General features: G+C 56.4%; 17 protein-coding genes. 8 read left to right on the top strand and 9 right to left on the bottom strand.

Going from position 1 to position 15,777, the window contains the following annotated elements; genetic code table 11:
* The first annotated feature begins 99 nt into the window (after nucleotides 1-99).
* Nucleotides 100-792 carry a nitroreductase family protein gene (locus ACR0MJ_RS13285; RefSeq protein WP_480761285.1) on the top strand — a complete coding sequence of 231 codons (693 nt, stop codon included), beginning with the start codon at nucleotides 100-102 and terminating at the stop codon, nucleotides 790-792.
* Between the two features lie 52 nt (nucleotides 793-844).
* On the opposite strand, the gene ACR0MJ_RS13280 is transcribed toward ACR0MJ_RS13285, so the two are convergent.
* Entirely contained in the window at nucleotides 845-1,864 is a 1,020-nt protein-coding gene (locus ACR0MJ_RS13280) for a ribose-phosphate pyrophosphokinase (RefSeq protein WP_170392433.1), read from the bottom strand.
* Nucleotides 1,865-1,972: 108 nt separating this feature from the next.
* Between ACR0MJ_RS13280 and ACR0MJ_RS13275 the strand changes: the two genes are divergently transcribed.
* Nucleotides 1,973-2,572 carry a DsbA family protein gene (locus ACR0MJ_RS13275; protein ID WP_480562438.1) on the top strand — a complete coding sequence of 200 codons (600 nt, stop codon included), beginning with the start codon at nucleotides 1,973-1,975 and terminating at the stop codon, nucleotides 2,570-2,572.
* Between the two features lie 19 nt (nucleotides 2,573-2,591).
* On the opposite strand, the gene ACR0MJ_RS13270 is transcribed toward ACR0MJ_RS13275, so the two are convergent.
* The 7 genes from ACR0MJ_RS13270 to ACR0MJ_RS13240 all read right to left on the bottom strand — a co-directional run bounded on the left by ACR0MJ_RS13270 (nucleotide 2,592) and on the right by ACR0MJ_RS13240 (nucleotide 8,706).
* Complete coding sequence (locus ACR0MJ_RS13270) at nucleotides 2,592-3,626, bottom strand: threonine aldolase family protein (protein WP_170401858.1); 1,035 nt, start codon at nucleotides 3,624-3,626, stop codon at nucleotides 2,592-2,594.
* Nucleotides 3,626-4,099: a YcgN family cysteine cluster protein gene (locus tag ACR0MJ_RS13265; RefSeq protein ID WP_170512517.1), complete on the bottom strand. Its 474-nt coding sequence runs from the start codon at nucleotides 4,097-4,099 to the stop codon at nucleotides 3,626-3,628. Before ACR0MJ_RS13265 ends, ACR0MJ_RS13270 begins: the two co-directional genes overlap by 1 nt.
* Nucleotides 4,096-5,028: a bifunctional riboflavin kinase/FAD synthetase gene (locus ACR0MJ_RS13260; RefSeq protein ID WP_170392424.1), complete on the bottom strand. Its 933-nt coding sequence runs from the start codon at nucleotides 5,026-5,028 to the stop codon at nucleotides 4,096-4,098. The genes ACR0MJ_RS13265 and ACR0MJ_RS13260 overlap by 4 nt, the downstream gene beginning before the upstream one ends.
* Nucleotides 5,029-5,088: 60 nt before the next feature.
* On the bottom strand, nucleotides 5,089-5,532 hold the full coding sequence (locus tag ACR0MJ_RS13255) for a MaoC family dehydratase (protein WP_074736482.1): 444 nt from the start codon (nucleotides 5,530-5,532) through the stop codon (nucleotides 5,089-5,091).
* Between the two features lie 100 nt (nucleotides 5,533-5,632).
* Complete coding sequence (locus ACR0MJ_RS13250; RefSeq protein ID WP_480761281.1) at nucleotides 5,633-6,508, bottom strand: TIGR01459 family HAD-type hydrolase; 876 nt, start codon at nucleotides 6,506-6,508, stop codon at nucleotides 5,633-5,635.
* 197 nt (nucleotides 6,509-6,705) lie between these two features.
* Nucleotides 6,706-7,626, bottom strand: coding sequence for a manganese-dependent inorganic pyrophosphatase (locus ACR0MJ_RS13245; protein WP_170420563.1), 921 nt, complete (start codon nucleotides 7,624-7,626; stop codon nucleotides 6,706-6,708).
* Between the two features lie 99 nt (nucleotides 7,627-7,725).
* On the bottom strand, nucleotides 7,726-8,706 hold the full coding sequence (locus tag ACR0MJ_RS13240; RefSeq protein ID WP_170401850.1) for a TraB/GumN family protein: 981 nt from the start codon (nucleotides 8,704-8,706) through the stop codon (nucleotides 7,726-7,728).
* 121 nt (nucleotides 8,707-8,827) lie between these two features.
* On the opposite strand from ACR0MJ_RS13240, the gene ACR0MJ_RS13235 reads away from it, so the two are divergent.
* From ACR0MJ_RS13235 to ACR0MJ_RS13210, 6 genes are all read left to right on the top strand, one after another.
* Nucleotides 8,828-9,502, top strand: coding sequence for a DUF2161 family putative PD-(D/E)XK-type phosphodiesterase (locus ACR0MJ_RS13235; protein ID WP_170594561.1), 675 nt, complete (start codon nucleotides 8,828-8,830; stop codon nucleotides 9,500-9,502).
* A gap of 174 nt (nucleotides 9,503-9,676) precedes the next feature.
* Nucleotides 9,677-9,964, top strand: a complete 288-nt coding sequence (gene groES / locus ACR0MJ_RS13230; protein WP_010441779.1) for a co-chaperone GroES — start codon at nucleotides 9,677-9,679, stop codon at nucleotides 9,962-9,964.
* 55 nt (nucleotides 9,965-10,019) lie between these two features.
* The gene (gene groL, locus ACR0MJ_RS13225; RefSeq protein ID WP_170392413.1) at nucleotides 10,020-11,663 is read left to right on the top strand and encodes a chaperonin GroEL; all 1,644 of its coding nucleotides are present in this window, start codon (nucleotides 10,020-10,022) and stop codon (nucleotides 11,661-11,663) included.
* A gap of 182 nt (nucleotides 11,664-11,845) precedes the next feature.
* Nucleotides 11,846-12,688 carry a DMT family transporter gene (locus tag ACR0MJ_RS13220; RefSeq protein WP_480761279.1) on the top strand — a complete coding sequence of 281 codons (843 nt, stop codon included), beginning with the start codon at nucleotides 11,846-11,848 and terminating at the stop codon, nucleotides 12,686-12,688.
* A gap of 38 nt (nucleotides 12,689-12,726) precedes the next feature.
* Complete coding sequence (locus ACR0MJ_RS13215) at nucleotides 12,727-13,500, top strand: alpha/beta fold hydrolase (RefSeq protein ID WP_170392407.1); 774 nt, start codon at nucleotides 12,727-12,729, stop codon at nucleotides 13,498-13,500.
* Nucleotides 13,497-14,648 carry an alpha-D-ribose 1-methylphosphonate 5-triphosphate diphosphatase gene (locus tag ACR0MJ_RS13210; protein WP_480761278.1) on the top strand — a complete coding sequence of 384 codons (1,152 nt, stop codon included), beginning with the start codon at nucleotides 13,497-13,499 and terminating at the stop codon, nucleotides 14,646-14,648. The genes ACR0MJ_RS13215 and ACR0MJ_RS13210 overlap by 4 nt, the downstream gene beginning before the upstream one ends.
* A 61-nt stretch (nucleotides 14,649-14,709) precedes the next feature.
* Here ACR0MJ_RS13210 and ACR0MJ_RS13205 read toward each other — a convergent pair whose 3' ends face one another.
* Nucleotides 14,710-15,777, bottom strand: a complete 1,068-nt coding sequence (locus ACR0MJ_RS13205) for a 5-(carboxyamino)imidazole ribonucleotide synthase (protein ID WP_480761276.1) — start codon at nucleotides 15,775-15,777, stop codon at nucleotides 14,710-14,712.

Raw genomic sequence — 15,777 nt, 5'->3', positions numbered from 1 at the left:
GGCCTGTTCGTGAGATAAGATTGCGCACCTTCGCGCGTCGTCCCATAAAGAAGACTGTCCACCCCAAATAGCGGCTAACGCAACCGGAGGATCTTACAGGTGTTTGCACGAGATCATATCGAATACGAAGCCTTGGATCTTCCGGATCGTATGGACTTGTCTGATGAAGAAATGCTGACCGAAGCGCGAGCGTTCTACGACAAGATGAAACGCCGCCATACCGTGCGTGATTATTCGGACCGGCCCGTCGAGCGCACGGTCATCGAAGAGTGCATTCGCGCAGCCGGAACAGCGCCCTCAGGGGCCAATCATCAGCCCTGGCACTTTGTGGCCATCTCGAACCCTGAGATGAAACGCCGTATTCGGGAAGAGGCAGAAGCTGAGGAGCGCAGGTTTTATGAAGGCGGTGCCGGAGATGAATGGCTGAAGGCGCTTGAACCAATCGGGACTAACGATCAGAAGCCGCATCTGGAAGACGCACCGTGGCTGATAGTGATTTTCGCCCAACGTTGGGGTCATTTCGATGATGGAGATCGGTTCAAAAACTACTACGTGCCTGAAAGCACGGGCATTGCCACGGGCTTTTTGTTGACGGCGCTGCACCATGCAGGGCTGGTTTCACTGACCCACACACCCAACCCGATGAAGTTCCTGAATAAACTGCTAAACCGCCCTGATCATGAAAAGCCTATTATGATCGTAGCTGTAGGCCACCCGCAAGACGACGCGAAGGTGCCAAAAGTTGCAAAGATGAAAAAACCGTTGGAAGAAATCATGACGGTCGCCGAATAGGTAGGCCGTCATGAATTCAGACATTATCTATGGTAGCCAGCAGTTTTTTCGATCAATCCATATGATAAAGTGACTCGTAGATCGGCGTCAGTGTCTTGTCTTCGAACAAAGATGACACGCTGGTGCCATTCCAAATGTTCAGGATCGCCTGCGTAAAGATCGGCGCGGTGGGCACGATGCGGATATTGGCGGCCTTGTTGATCTCAGCCGTAGGCTGGATCGTGTCCGATAGGACCAGAGATTTCATCACCGAATTGGTCACACGTTCAACCGCCGGTCCACTCATGACACCGTGGGTGATGTAAGAGTGTACTTCCTTGGCGCCGTTATCCATCAGCACCTGGGCAGCTTTGCACAGAGTGCCAGCGGTATCGCAAATGTCATCGACAATCAGGCAGATTTTGTCTTTCACGTCACCAATGACAGTCATCTCGGCCACTTCGCCTGCCTTTTCGCGGCGTTTGTCAACGATCGAAAGGGGCGCATTGATGCGTTTGGCCAATTCACGGGCACGTGCAACACCGCCGACATCCGGCGAGACCACCATCAGGTCGTCCATCTGATCCTTGAATTGTTTCTTCACATCCAGGGCAAAGATCGGAGAGGCATAAAGGTTGTCCACCGGCATGTCGAAAAAGCCCTGAATCTGGGCTGCGTGCAGATCCATGGTTAGAATCCGTTCGATACCCGCACCAGTCAGCATGTTTGCCACCAGCTTGGCGCTGATTGGTGTGCGCGCCTTGGTGCGGCGGTCCTGACGGGCGTACCCGAAATACGGAATGACAGCGGTGATCCTGGCTGCGGATGAACGGCGCAGGGCATCTGCGATGATCAGCAGCTCCATCAGATTGTCATTGGCGGGGTTCGAGGTTGGTTGAACGATAAACATATCCTCACCGCGCACATTCTCGAAAACCTCGACGAAAATCTCTCCGTCGTTGAACCGTTCGACCCGTGCATCGACCAGCCCCTGGTCAACGCCGCGATGCAGGCTCATGCGACGTGCAATGGTTTCGGCAAGCGGAAGATTGGCGTTCCCAGCGATAAGCTTGGGTTCGTGAAGTGTCGGCATCGGCTGATTTTCCCCGGGCAGCAGTGGCAATGTGACAGATTCGTGATGTTGACACCGCTTAGCATGGGTCTACCGTCCCGCAAAGATAACGCAGCGGAGAAAGTGAACATGGCCCAGATTGACTACTTTTTTGCGACACTCTCGCCCTATTCCTATCTGGCGGGAATGCGCCTTGAAGAGATCGCGGCAAAACACGGTGCGACGATCAACTATAAACCATTGGATATTGTTGCCCTGTTCGGCCGGACAGGTGGAACACCACCAAAAGACCGACATATATCTCGCATCGAATACCGCGCGCAGGAATTGGTGCGCCAAGCGCGTAATCTGGATATGCCGTTGAACCTGCAGCCTGCGCACTGGCCGACGAACATGGCACCGTCCTCTTACGCTGTGATCGCAGCAGTACAGGATGGATCAGGTGATGTGGGTAAACTTTGCCATTCCTTCTTGCGTGCCTGCTGGGCAGAAGAAAAGGACATCTCTGATGATGGCGTGATCCGGGATTGCTTGGAACAGGCAGGATTTAGTCCAAATCTAGCTGATAGTGGCCTGTTGGTAGGTGCGGAAACCTACGCCGCAAATCTGGAAGAAGCCGTGGACCGGGGTGTTTTCGGGGCACCTTTCTACATCACACCGGACGATCAGAGGTTCTGGGGACAGGACCGTCTTGATGATCTGGACAAGCATCTGGCTGAGATGAAATAGCCGGGGCAGGGAGGCACGGCTACAAGAGGTTCAGAAACCGATCGATCTGGTCGGTTTCGATGGACCAGTCACAGACAAGGCGGCAGGCCAGCATCTCGTCTTCGTCGACACCGTCCAACGTATCGCCCCACAGGTGATAAACGGCGCCGGCCTCGTGCAGGCGCTTGTGTTGGCTGCGAGGAAAGCTTGCGAAAATCATGTTTGCCTGGGGTTCATGCAGGAATTCTGCCCCGACTGCCCGCAGACCACCCGCCAATCGCGCGCAATTGGCATTCGCTTTGCGAGCTGATTTCAGCCACAGGTCATCCTGCAGATAAGCAGCCATCTGGGCCGACAGATAACGGTGCTTGGAAAACAGGTGCGCCCCGCGCTTGCGCCGCAGCTCGAACTCCCAAGCTTTGCTTTCGTCGAAGAAGATTACGGCCTCGACACCCATCAGCCCGTTTTTGGTGCCGCCAAAGCTGACTGCGTCAACACCAGATTTCCACGTCATCTCTGCCGGTGAGCAATTCAAAGCGACCAGAGCGTTAGTGAAGCGTGCACCATCCATATGCACCGGCAACCCATACTTCTTGGCAACGCCACACAAGGCTTGAAGTTCGGCAAGCGAGTAAACCGAGCCACGCTCGGTCACCTGAGTGATCGAGACAGGCCCGCGCTGCGGACCATGCACGCCGCGGGTTTCTTCCCCCTCAATGGACTTGGTCAATGCTTCGGGGGTCATCTTGTCGCCACCCGGCACCAGAGTCAGTTTCGCGCCGGTGTAGAATTCGGGGGCATTGCACTCATCCTCATGGATATGAGCAACGGGTGAACAGAACACGGTTTCCCACGGCTTGCTCAGCGTTGCCAACGCCAGTGAATTCGCTGCCGTTCCCGTAGCGACCAGATAAACTGCCGCACCCGGTGCTTCGAAAATGCCGCGGATTTGGTCGCGCACTTCGTTCATCAAGGTGTCGGCGCCATAAGCCATCTGATAGCCCTGATTGGCTTCGGCCAATGCGGCCAGAACTTCGGGATGAACAGGCCCGGAATTATCAGAGGCAAAATGCATTAATTCGGCTCCTCGATGATGTAGTCTTCCCACTCTTCCATGGGCGTTTCGAATTCAGATACGGTTCGCCGCTGCACGGAGACTCCGGCGGTGTGAACGCTTTCAGGCGTACCTGATAGCAAAGGGTGCCAGTCGTAAAGCGGTTTGCCTTCCCAGAGCAGTCGATAGGCGCAAGTCTGGGGCAGCCAATAGGCATGGTTGTCGATGTTATCGGGTGTCATGACGATGCATTCGGGCACGAATTGGTGGCGGATATCATATTGGGTGCACCGGCAAGTTTCGTCATCCAGCAGGCGACAGGCAACACAGGTCAATGCGACCTCGCCCGTATCTTCGTCTTCCAGCTTGTTAAGACAGCATTTGCCGCAACCATCACACAGGGCCTCCCACTCACGCTGGTTCATCTTGCGCAGCGGCTTGCGTTCCCAGAATCGGGGCGCGAGGCCAGCTCGATCGATTGGATCCGTAGTCATGTACTGGCCAGTATCTCTCTCGCGCGCGCGCAATCGGCATCCATCTGCGAGATCAACCCGTCAAGGCCGTCGAATGTCATTTCGGGCCGCAGATAGTCGACCAGACCAACGGACAGCGTGGCACCGTAAAGATCACCTGAGAAATTGAACAGAAATGTCTCGATGTTAGGAACCTCGCCTTGGAACATGGGCCGGGTCCCGACCGATGCCGCCCCGTGATAGCTGCCCTGATGCGGGCCATCCAGGACGTCGACCAAAACTGCATAAACGCCGAATCTCGGAGGGTGTAGTCCTTCGATCGACATATTGGCTGTCGGGTACCCCAACTCTCGTCCGCGTTGCTCGCCTCCGACGACCTCACCCTCGATCCGGTGCCAGTGCCCCAGCATTGTTGCCGCATCGCGCGGGCGCCCCTCTGACAGAGCTGTCCGGATCGCAGTCGACGAAACCACATTCTCGGTGCGCTCCAACAGGGGCGCGATTGTCACACCGAACCCCATCTCTTCGCCAAAGCGAACCAGGTCCTGAGGGTTACCGCTGCGCCCTTTGCCAAAACAAAAATCGGCACCCACGACAACATGAGAAAGCCCCAGACCATCGCATATGACATTTCTCGCAAAAGCTTCGGGCGTCATACCCGCGAGCGTTGAATTAAAAGGCAGTTCATAAAGCTTCTGCACGCCGAGTTTTTCCAGCCGGTGCGCGCGTGCATTGCCGCGCATCAGACGAAAGGGCGGTGCCTCTGGGGAAAAATACTCTCGTGGATGCGGCTCAAATGTCATGACCCCCAGCGGCGCGTTCAATTCAGCATTGCGCGCCAACTCGATGACGGATTGATGGCCAAGATGAACACCGTCAAAGTTCCCGATGGCGACACTTGCGCCTCGGTCTTCTGGTTCAACAAACTGGAAGTCCCGGATGATATGCATGCGGCTTGCCTAGCGGGACTGCCCGTCAGGTTCAAGCCGCAGTTCGGTTAAGGTGGATTATCAGTCGAACTTGCGGCTCGGAGCCAGCACCATGGCCTCACCCACCAACACTTTCTTTCCGTCAACTGCGCAGTGGCAATCCAGTTTCACCCGACGTTTGGCAAAATCGATATCGATCACCTTGACCTCGGCATAAACCATGTCGCCCGGACGCACCGGCGCCAGAAATTTAAGCGATTGTCCCATGTACACGGTTCCATGTCCGGGCAGCTGCTCTCCGATCACGGCAGAGATCAGGCCGGCGGTCAGCATGCCATGCGCAATGCGCCCTTCGAAAATCGTATCGCGGGCATAGTCATCATCCAGATGAACCGGATTCCGGTCGGTCGATACTTGAGCGAACATCTCGATATCTTCATCGGTCACGACTTTGCGCAAGTGCCGTGACATGCCCATTTCGATGTCTTCGATGCAAATCGTTCCGCGCGGAAGGTTGTCCAACATGCTGCCCTCATTCGAGATCGAAAGAGCAACAAAAGACCATCATCTGCCGCTCGTCGGCAACTTTATTACTTCGCAGTTGCAGAAAATCAAGTCTTTTTTGCTATCTCAGGCGACCAATCGAATAGGTTGGATTGATCTGTTCCTTCTCGTTATGAGCTTTCAACGCGTCTTCGTCTGGATGATGTGATGTTTTGGTTTCTGCGGCTGCCAAACCGCCGGTGATGAAGAGGGTTTCAATGCCTTCCCCCATGCCTCCAGCGATATCTGTTTGCGGCCCGTCCCCTATGGCAAGTATTTCAGAATCCGACACATCAACCCCAATCGCCTGCAACCTGCGCCGGGCCAGATCGTAGATCGGCGGGTGTGGCTTACCGAAATATAGGCTTTCACCACCCATCTCGGTATAAAGTCGGGCCAAAGCACCTGCGCACCATTCGCGCGTTTCGCCTCGGTCCACCACGATGTCCGGATTTGCGCAGAGCAGTTTCATCCCTTTCTGCTTGGCATAAAGAAAGTCGGGCCGGTTCACATCTGGGTCCGCCATCGGGTCGAACGGGCCGCAACATACGATGCCTTCGGCCGCGTCCAGCGGAACGCGTTCAATGTGGATCGGATGATCCAGCAGTTTCAGGGGTTCAAAAAAACCGGCATCCCGCTGCCATTCCCCCATGAAGTAGACTTTTTCGCCAATCGCCCCGCGAAACATCGCTGAACGCGCCGAATCACCGCTGGTTGCAATCGTGTCATAGGAATCTGCCGGCACATTGAAATGTAAAAGCTGCTCGGCAACCCCGGCCCGAGGCTTGGGGGAATTGGTTAAAAGAACCACCGTGCCACCACGTTGACGATAAGCTTGCAGTGCCGCGACGGCCTCTGGGTAGGCAGTTATCCCATTATGAACGCAACCCCACAAATCAACAAACAGCGCTTTGTAGCGGTCAGAGATTTCATCGAGTGAAGAAACGATCTGGGTCATGGCGCGCCTCGTGCAGCAGGGAATGCGAGATGTCAAAGCCTATGGCAGAGCGTGGCGCAATTGGCCAGAGGTGCAGCCCAAGGCGGAGCGGCCGAAATCAACCCCCCCTTGTTCATCTGGCCAAAAATATCTCGGAGCACGAGGCAGAGCCTCGCAAAAAAAAGCGCCCGGTTTCGGGCGCCTTTGATGATCTAAATTCAAACCTTGAGGTTCGGAATGATCTGCTTTTTCCGGCTCATCACGCCGGGCAACACAACCGCGTCACCGTCCACGGTTGCGCCAAAGCTCTTCTCAGCGACGCTTTTCACCAGATCATTTGGAACCAATAGCGTCGCTTCTTCGTTCAAAATATCGACCACGAACAGCAACACCTGATCAACGCCGTCTTCCTTGGCCACATCAGCCATCGAGCTTACGATGCTGTCCTTGCGATCCAGCACGACACCGGGGGCAGTGGTTTCCAGAACCGAGACCCGGAACTTGGTGCCGTCGACTTCGTATTCTTTGCTGTCCATGCGGATCAGTTCGGCGTCCGAGAATGACGATACATCCGATTTTGCTGCAAACATGTCGGCGGCGTAGGCCGAGACATCCAGACCAAGTTCAGCCGCCAGTTTCTCAGCCACGGCGCGGTCGTGCGCGGTGGTTGTGGGTGAGCGGAATTCCAGTGTGTCCGACAGGATGCAGGTCAGCGCGGCACCTTTGATCGCGTCGGGCATCTTGGCGGCGTCGTCACCCATCAGGTCGACCATGATGGTTGCCGTGCAGGCCAGCGGGCGCACAGTGATGTCGATGGGGCCTTTGGTTTCAAGCCCGCCAACCAGTTTGTGGTGGTCGATTATGGCGCGGATATCGGCGCTGTTGATGCTGGCGGGCAGCTCGGCCGGATTGTTGGTGTCGACGATGACAACCGGTGCATCCTCGGCCACGTCCTCGATGATTTGCGGCTTGGGCAGGTCCCAACGCTCAAGCATAAAGGCGGCTTCGGTGTTGGGTTCGCCTAGCAAAACGGGCTGTGCCTGTTCACCTTTCACTTCGTTCAGATACCACGACCACAGGATTGGAGAGCCGGTGGAATCGGTGTCGGGAGATTTGTGGCCAAAAACTAGCGTTGTCATGTCTCGTGTCCTGAAGAATATGGATTTGCGCGCCTTATAGGGTGGTCAAACACGGTTGTCACCCGGAAGCAAACTTGCTGCGACCCTTGGTCTGAAAACCTAGAATTCAGCGCGTTCCAGTGTATATCCGGCTTGATGTAGCTGGTTCAGTAAGCCGTAGTCGTTGCTCAGATGTCCGGCCCCGACAGCGATCACCGCGGTCTGATCCTTCAGGTCCAGAATCTTTTCCATCCAGTTGGCGTTGCGTTGCACCAGAAGCTGATCCTCGAACCCTTTCCATTCGGCGTTAAACTCTTCTGGTGTCATCCCTGAAGCTTCAAGTCCCTGAATTTTCGCAAGCTCAATGATCGCGGCGTGCTGCTCTTCGATATAGGCGTTCGCCATGGTGATCATTTGGTCGTCCCCGGCCTGCAGCGCCCCGGCCAGCCTGGTCAGTGACGCCACTTGTTCCTCCAGAGGATGGCTGTCGAACATGGCGATCAGATCCTCGATCCGCTCTAGCGAATACTGGGGTATCCCGTGTTGTTCGGCCAGTTCCGTCAGGCGCGTGTCCATGCCGCGATCAAAGTCTGGGGTATTCATCAGGCAAGGCGGAATGCCCAACATCATGCTTAGAAACCAAGGGCGCATCTTGGCGGCCATCCAGGCGGGAATGCCACGCTCGGCCAGAGTCGCGGACAGCGCTGTCCAATCTTCTTCCGACATCAGGTCAATCAAAGTGGGGCCGGACGTAATCAGGACCGGGCTGAAATCATCGGCCAGATCTTTTTCGAACGCGTCCATTTCGTCCTGCGTGACCTCGAAGAAAAACGCGTCGGCCTGACTCAGAGCTGGCTCCAAGCGCTCGACCACGGGTGCCATGCGGGGGTCGCTGGTGTGTAGGGTGCCGATCAGGTGCAAGACGGTCCCGTCTTTTGTCGCGATCCAGTGGTTGCCCTCCGGAAACGGAATGTCACTGATTGTCTTCTCGAGATCAGCTTGACTTTCGGCCGACAGGTCAAGCCTAAGATCTCTCCCTTCGCAGGCCGCATGGGCGGTAATCGGAAGCAAAAGGCCGAGACAAAAGCTGAGCAAGCGCATATGGAACCTTCCGGAAATGGCGAATATGACCAAGACGTACTCCTGCCTTCTTGTAAGTTGCAATGTAGTTTGTCTTCAAACCGTGGCTGGCAATCCGCGCGAAACTACATAGCATAGCGTTATGAAGCTCGAGCAGGATCTCTATCCACCCATCAAAGCCTTGTTGGAACGTCAGGGATACACCGTGAAAGGTGAGGTTGGCGCCGCCGATATTGTTGCTCTGCGGGATGGGCAGGAGCCGGTGATCGTGGAACTCAAGCTGCGCTTCAGTCTCGCGCTGTTTCATCAGGCCATCACACGACTGAAAATAACCGATCAGGTCTATATTGGGGTCTGTAAACCAAAAGGCCGGGCAGCGAGACGGGCGTTGAAGGATAATCTGGCGCTGTGCCGCCGCCTGGGATTGGGCCTGATCACCGTGCGCTCTGATGGAGCGGTCGAGGTTCAATGCGATCCCGGCCCCTATGCGCCGCGCAAGGATAAGGTCAGGGCTAAGCGATTGCTGCGCGAGTTTGAAAGGTTGCAGGGCGATCCCAATGCGGGCGGTGCCACGCGTCATGGGATCGTAACGGCCTATCGGCAAGATGCGCTAAAATGCGCGGCCCATCTGGCAGAGAACGGAGCGGGCAAGGGGGCCGATGTCGCAAAGGCCACTGGCGTAAGTGCGGCGACACGTTTGATGTACGACAATCATTACGGCTGGTTCGAAAAAGTGGAAAAGGGCGTCTACGCGCTGTCTGAGGCAGGGCAAGAAGGTCTGAAACACTGGGCGTACAGCTGGGATCAGCCAGACTAGGTGCCTTGTTCTTGCCTGCTTATCGCGCCAGGCAAAAAAATCTTTCACATATTGTTGACTCGCTTCCTGCAACTCCCTAGCTATGCGTCGTTATCACTCATGAGACCCGAGTGCTAACGCCTCGTCAGTCGGCGAGGGGAGGATAACAAACTTTGAGCCCAAGGAGCTGCAAAGATGGCATTGAAACCGCTTCATGACCGTGTGCTGGTTCGTCGCGTAGAAAGCGAAGAGAAAACCGCAGGCGGACTGATCATTCCCGACAGTGCAAAAGAAAAGCCCAGCGAAGGCGAAGTCGTTGCAACCGGTGAAGGCGCGCGCAAGGACAGCGGCGAACTGATCGCGATGGCTGTAAAAGCTGGCGACAAGATCCTGTTCGGCAAATGGTCGGGCACCGAGGTTCAGGTCAACGGCGAAGAGCTGCTGATGATGAAAGAAAGCGACATCATGGGGATCATCGAGTAAGCGCACCCGCTTTCTCTGATCTTCATTTCAACAGATATTCTCAAGGAGAGACAACATGTCTGCAAAGGACGTCAAGTTTGACACCGATGCCCGTAACCGCATGCTGGCCGGTGTAAATGTTCTGGCCGATGCTGTTAAAGTGACCCTGGGCCCGAAAGGCCGCAACGTGGTTCTGGACAAATCCTTTGGCGCGCCGCGCATCACCAAAGACGGTGTTTCGGTTGCCAAGGAAATCGAACTGGAAGACAAGTTCGAAAACATGGGCGCGCAGATGGTGAAAGAAGTCGCCAGCCGCACCAATGACGAAGCCGGCGACGGCACCACCACCGCAACCGTTCTAGCCCAAGCCATCGTTCGCGAAGGTCTGAAGCAGGTTGCTGCTGGCCTGAACCCGATGGACCTGAAGCGCGGCATCGACCTGGCAACTGCCAAGGTTGTCGAAGGCATCAAAGACGCTTCGCGTGAAGTCAAAGACTCGGCAGAAGTTGCTCAGGTTGGCACCATCTCGGCCAACGGCGAAGCCGAAATCGGCCAGCAGATCGCAGACGCGATGCAGAAGGTTGGCAACGAAGGCGTTATCACCGTCGAAGAAAACAAAGGTCTGGAAACCGAGACCGATGTTGTCGAAGGTATGCAGTTCGACCGTGGCTACCTGTCGCCTTACTTCGTCACCAACGCAGACAAGATGATCGCAGAACTCGACGACTGCATGATCCTGCTGCACGAAAAGAAACTGTCCTCGCTGCAGCCGATGGTTCCGCTGCTCGAGCAGGTGATCCAGTCGCAGAAGCCGCTGCTGATCATCGCGGAAGACGTTGAAGGCGAAGCGCTGGCGACCCTCGTGGTCAACAAACTGCGCGGCGGCCTGAAAATTGCTGCTGTCAAAGCACCGGGCTTCGGCGACCGCCGCAAAGCCATGCTGCAGGACATCGCGATCCTGACCGGCGGTCAGGTGATCTCGGAAGATCTGGGCATGAAGCTCGAGTCTGTCACCATGGACATGCTGGGCACCGCCAAGAAAATCGAAATCACCAAAGACGAAACCACCATCGTGGACGGTGCTGGCGAGAAAGCCGAGATCGAAGCACGTGTTGCTCAGATCCGCACTCAGATCGAAGAAACCTCGTCGGATTACGACCGTGAGAAGCTGCAAGAGCGCGTTGCCAAACTGGCAGGCGGTGTTGCCGTTATCCGCGTTGGCGGCATGACCGAAGTTGAAGTGAAAGAGCGTAAGGACCGTGTGGACGATGCTCTGAACGCAACCCGCGCTGCTGTACAAGAAGGCGTTGTTGTGGGCGGTGGTGTTGCTCTGGTTCAGGCCGGTAAAGCACTGGAAACTCTGGAAGGTGCAAACGCCGACCAGAACGCAGGTATCAACATCGTTCGTAAGGCAATCGAAGCGCCTCTGCGCCAGATCGCCGAGAACGCTGGTGTCGACGGTGCGGTTGTTGCTGGCAAAGTTCGCGAAAGCGACGACGCAGCATTCGGCTTCAACGCTCAGACCGAAGAATATGGCGACATGTTCTCGTTCGGTGTGATCGACCCGGCCAAAGTTGTCCGTACCGCTCTGGAAGATGCGGCATCGGTTGCGGGCCTGCTGGTCACCACCGAAGCAATGGTTGCCGATAAGCCCGCCAAAGAAGGCGCGGCACCTGCCGGCGGCATGCCCGACATGGGCGGCATGGGCGGCATGATGTAAGCTGCTTAAGCCTTAGTGCTTATTTATGGGGTCGCCTTTGGGCGGCCCCGTTTTTTTGTTCGGAACACCGCTGTGCCTTCGTACCATCGGCGACAGAACGTTCTGATCCGAGGAGGATCGGGATTGGTTTGGCAATCGGGAATGTAGTGTGCAAATCCCTTTGAAACGGCTATGCGGTTGATATGCGACTGTTTCTTCTGACCGCTTTAACCATGTGCGCGTTCGCTGCGAATTCGATCCTGAACCGCCTTGCTATCGACATTGGCGCAAGTGATCCGGCGGGATTTGCCATCATCCGGGTTTTGGCTGGTGCCTTGGTTTTAACGGTATTGGTGGCGCTTCGGGGCAGCTCGATCCCTGTTTTTAATCGTCGACGTATTGTTGGGGCCGGGTCACTGTCGCTTTATATGATCGGGTTTTCAGTAGCTTATCTGACGCTTGATGCCGGGCTTGGTGCGCTGATCCTGTTCGGGGTTGTGCAAATTACCATGTTTGCGATTGGTGCTATGACCGGTTCTGCACCCACGTTGAGACAGATATTGGGTGCCGGTATTGCGCTTGGTGGACTGGCGTTTGTTCTTTGGCCTGCTGGGACGGTTCAGGTCGACCCGACAGGGGCCGGCTTAATGACGGCTGCCGGGGTCGGGTGGGCCATATATTCCATCGCGGGCCGGTCCGAACCAGATGCATTGTCGGGAACTGCAGCAAATTTCATCATGGCGTTGCCCGTCACGGGATTTGCCCTGTTCCTGCTGGGAAGCAATTGGCAAATGTCTCCGCTTGGCTATGGGCTGGCTGCGCTTTCCGGAGGCGTCACGTCCGGTCTCGGCTATGCGCTATGGTACCGTGTCGTGCCACAGCTTTCACCGGCGGTGGCCGCGATCGTGCAACTCAGCGTTCCAGTTATCGCAATTGCTGCCGGGGTCATCCTGTTAGCCGAGATGGCAAGTCTAAGGCTTCTGCTCGGCGCCGGATTTGTACTCGGCGGCATCGCACTGGCGGTGCTGCGCCGGAACCGTGGCTAGGGGTTCCCTCGGCCTGGGTTAGGCCTTATCTGGCGTGTATGAAATTTCTTGCTGTTCTCCTCTTGTGCCTTATGCCTGCGGTGGCCAATGCGAAATGCGTGGTCCTTCTGCACGGCCTCGCGCGCACAGAGGCCTCGTTTACCGTCATGGAACAGCTATTTCATGCGCATGGTTACACTGTGGTTCGTCCCGGTTACCCTTCGACAGACCTACCAATACCAGACCTCGCCAACCAGACTTTACCAGCTGCGTTCGCCGCCTGCGGGGAGGATACGGTTAACGTTGTAGCGCATTCGATGGGGGGCATTCTGCTGCGCTATTGGTTGCAGGACAACGACCCCGAGAATCTGGGTCGCGTTGTCATGCTCGGACCTCCTAATCAGGGCAGCCAACTGGTGGACGAGCTTGGCGCCTGGGAGGTTTTCGGCTTTCTGAATGGCCCTGCAGGGCTTGCGTTGGGAACCGGACCAGAGGGTATTCCACGCCGCCTGCCGCCCGTGGACTTCGATTTGGGGGTGATTGCAGGCGAGAACTCATTGAACCCATTGTTCTCGTCTCTGATCGATGGTCCAGATGACGGCAAGGTATCGATAGAGACCACAAAGGTTGAGGGTATGGCTGATCACATCGTCTTGCCGGTGACGCATACGTTCATGATGAACAACCCGCGGGTCATGGCGCAGACCCTGCATTTCATCGAATTCGGACAGTTCGATCCACAAATCACCTGGCTTGACGGGGTGATGGATATCATCGACCAGATCTGTCTTGGGGAAGATTGCTCGGAACCGGACTCGGAGCCCACTCAATGAACTCATTGGAACTGACATTGACCGGCGCGAATGTTCTGTTGCCCGGCGAAGGGGTGTCGCGTGCTGAACTGACGATCGCCGAAGGTACCATTCAATCCGATAGGGCAGGGCGGCAGATTGATTTGTCAGGATACCTCATCCTGCCTGGCATCATTGATTTGCATGGCGACGGTTTTGAACGTCACATCGCGCCCCGGCGCGGTGCCATGAAGCAGATGGCAGAGGGCATTTTATCGGTCGAGGCGGAACTGGCCGCGAATGGAATAACCACAGCTGTTCTGGCGCAGTTCCACAGTTGGGAAGGCGGCGTGCGCGGGCCCGAGTTTGCTGGTCAGGTTTTTGACGCCATCGCTGCGGTTCGGGATGATGTTGTAACCCAACTGATCCCTCAACTGCGCTTCGAAACCCATATGCTGGACGACTATGACGGGCTGCCCGAACGTATCGCGGATTGGCAGGTGCCTTATGTGGTTCTGAATGATCATCTACCTCATGACCGGCTGGCTGAGGGGCGAAAACCACCCCGCTTGACGGGGCAGGCACTGAAGGCGGGACGGAATCCCGAAGTGCATTTTGAGATGCTGAAGGCAATGCACAACCGCAGCGCCGAGGTGCCAGCAGCACTGGACAGCCTTTGCACTGTCCTTGCGAACCGAGGAATTCGGCTCGGCAGCCATGATGATACAACGCCGCAGGATCGTGCTGAGTGGCGCGAGCGCAGGGTGATGATCTCGGAATTTCCGGAAACGCTGGAAGCCGCCGAATGTGCCCGGGCGGGCGGAGATCACATCATCCTCGGCTCACCCAATGTTGTCCGGGGCGGCTCACATAAGGGAAATGCCAGCGCGGTGGATCTGATCTCGATGGGTTTGTGTGATGCATTGGCATCGGATTACCACTACCCCAGCCCGCGCCGCGCTGCGCTGATGTTGGTAAAATCTGGCCTGCTGGATTTTGCGGGCGCCTGGGCGCTTGTCTCGTCCGGTCCCGCGCGGGTTTTAGGCCTGAAGGATCGCGGAACGCTACAGCTCGGAAATCGTGCTGATCTGGTGATACTGGATGCGGTAACCCACCAAGTCGCTGCCACACTGTCAGGCGGGTGTGTCAGCTATATGTCCGGTAGTATCGCAACACGTTTCTTGAGCTGATCCCGGCTTTATCTGGCTAAAAATACCTCCGCCGGAGGCATCGCGCGTAAGCGCGATTACCTCATCGCGAAATCCGATTGAAATGCCCCATCTTGCGGCCGGCCTTGACCTCGGCCTTGCCATAGAGATGCAGTGCTAGGTCCCGTTCGCGTGAAAGCTCGGGTACGCGGTCCATGTCATGCCCGATCAAATTCTCCATCACGACGTCCGAATGGCGCTGACCGTCGCCCAAAGGCCAACCGGCGACGGCGCGAATATGTTGTTCAAACTGATCCACGGCGCAGCCGTTCTGGGTCCAGTGACCCGAGTTATGAACGCGCGGCGCGATTTCATTCACGATTAATCCTTGTGGCGTCACAAACAATTCGACACCCATGACGCCGACATAATCCAGCGCGTTGAGAATGTTGGCGGCCAGCAATACCGCATCTGTCCGCTGCGCCGGAGACAGGCGTGCCGGTATTGTGGTCGTGTGCAGGATGCCATCGCGATGGACATTCTCGCCCGGATCGAAACAGGCAACTTGCCCGTCCAGACCGCGTGCTGCGATGACCGAAACCTCGTGGCTGAAGTCCACAAACCCTTCCAGTATGGACGGCGCGCCCGCCATATCGGCCAGTGCCGCCCCGGCATCTTCGGGTGCGCGCAGCCGAGTCTGACCTTTGCCGTCATAGCCGAATCGGCGGGTTTTCAGGATGGCGGGGGTGCCAATGTCATCAATTGCTGCGCGCAAGCTGTCCAAATCGGAGATGTCTGCAAAGGGCGCGGTTTGCAGGCCTAAGCTTTGTAGAAATGTCTTTTCGGTCAAGCGGTCCTGACTGACCCGCAACGCCTCTCGACCCGGGTGAATGGGGCGGTGTGCCTCAAGCAGATCCAGCGCCTGGGTGGGGATGTTTTCAAACTCGTAGGTGATCACGTCCACCGACTCCGCAAAGGCCTTCAATGCGTCGGCGTCATCATAGGCGGCGGTCGTGACCTGATTTGCAACTTGACCGGCCGGAGGATTTGCGCCCGGCTCGAATATGTGGGACTTGAACCCCAACCGTGCAGCCGCGATCGAGAGCATCCTGCCCAGCTGACCGCCCCCCAATATCCCGATTGTCGCACCGGGCGTAAGCATATCTGACAT

This window comes from Ruegeria sp. C6 (assembly GCF_056537625.1).
Note: the sequence above shows the minus strand (reverse complement) of the source record. Positions and strands in the feature narration are given on the sequence as shown.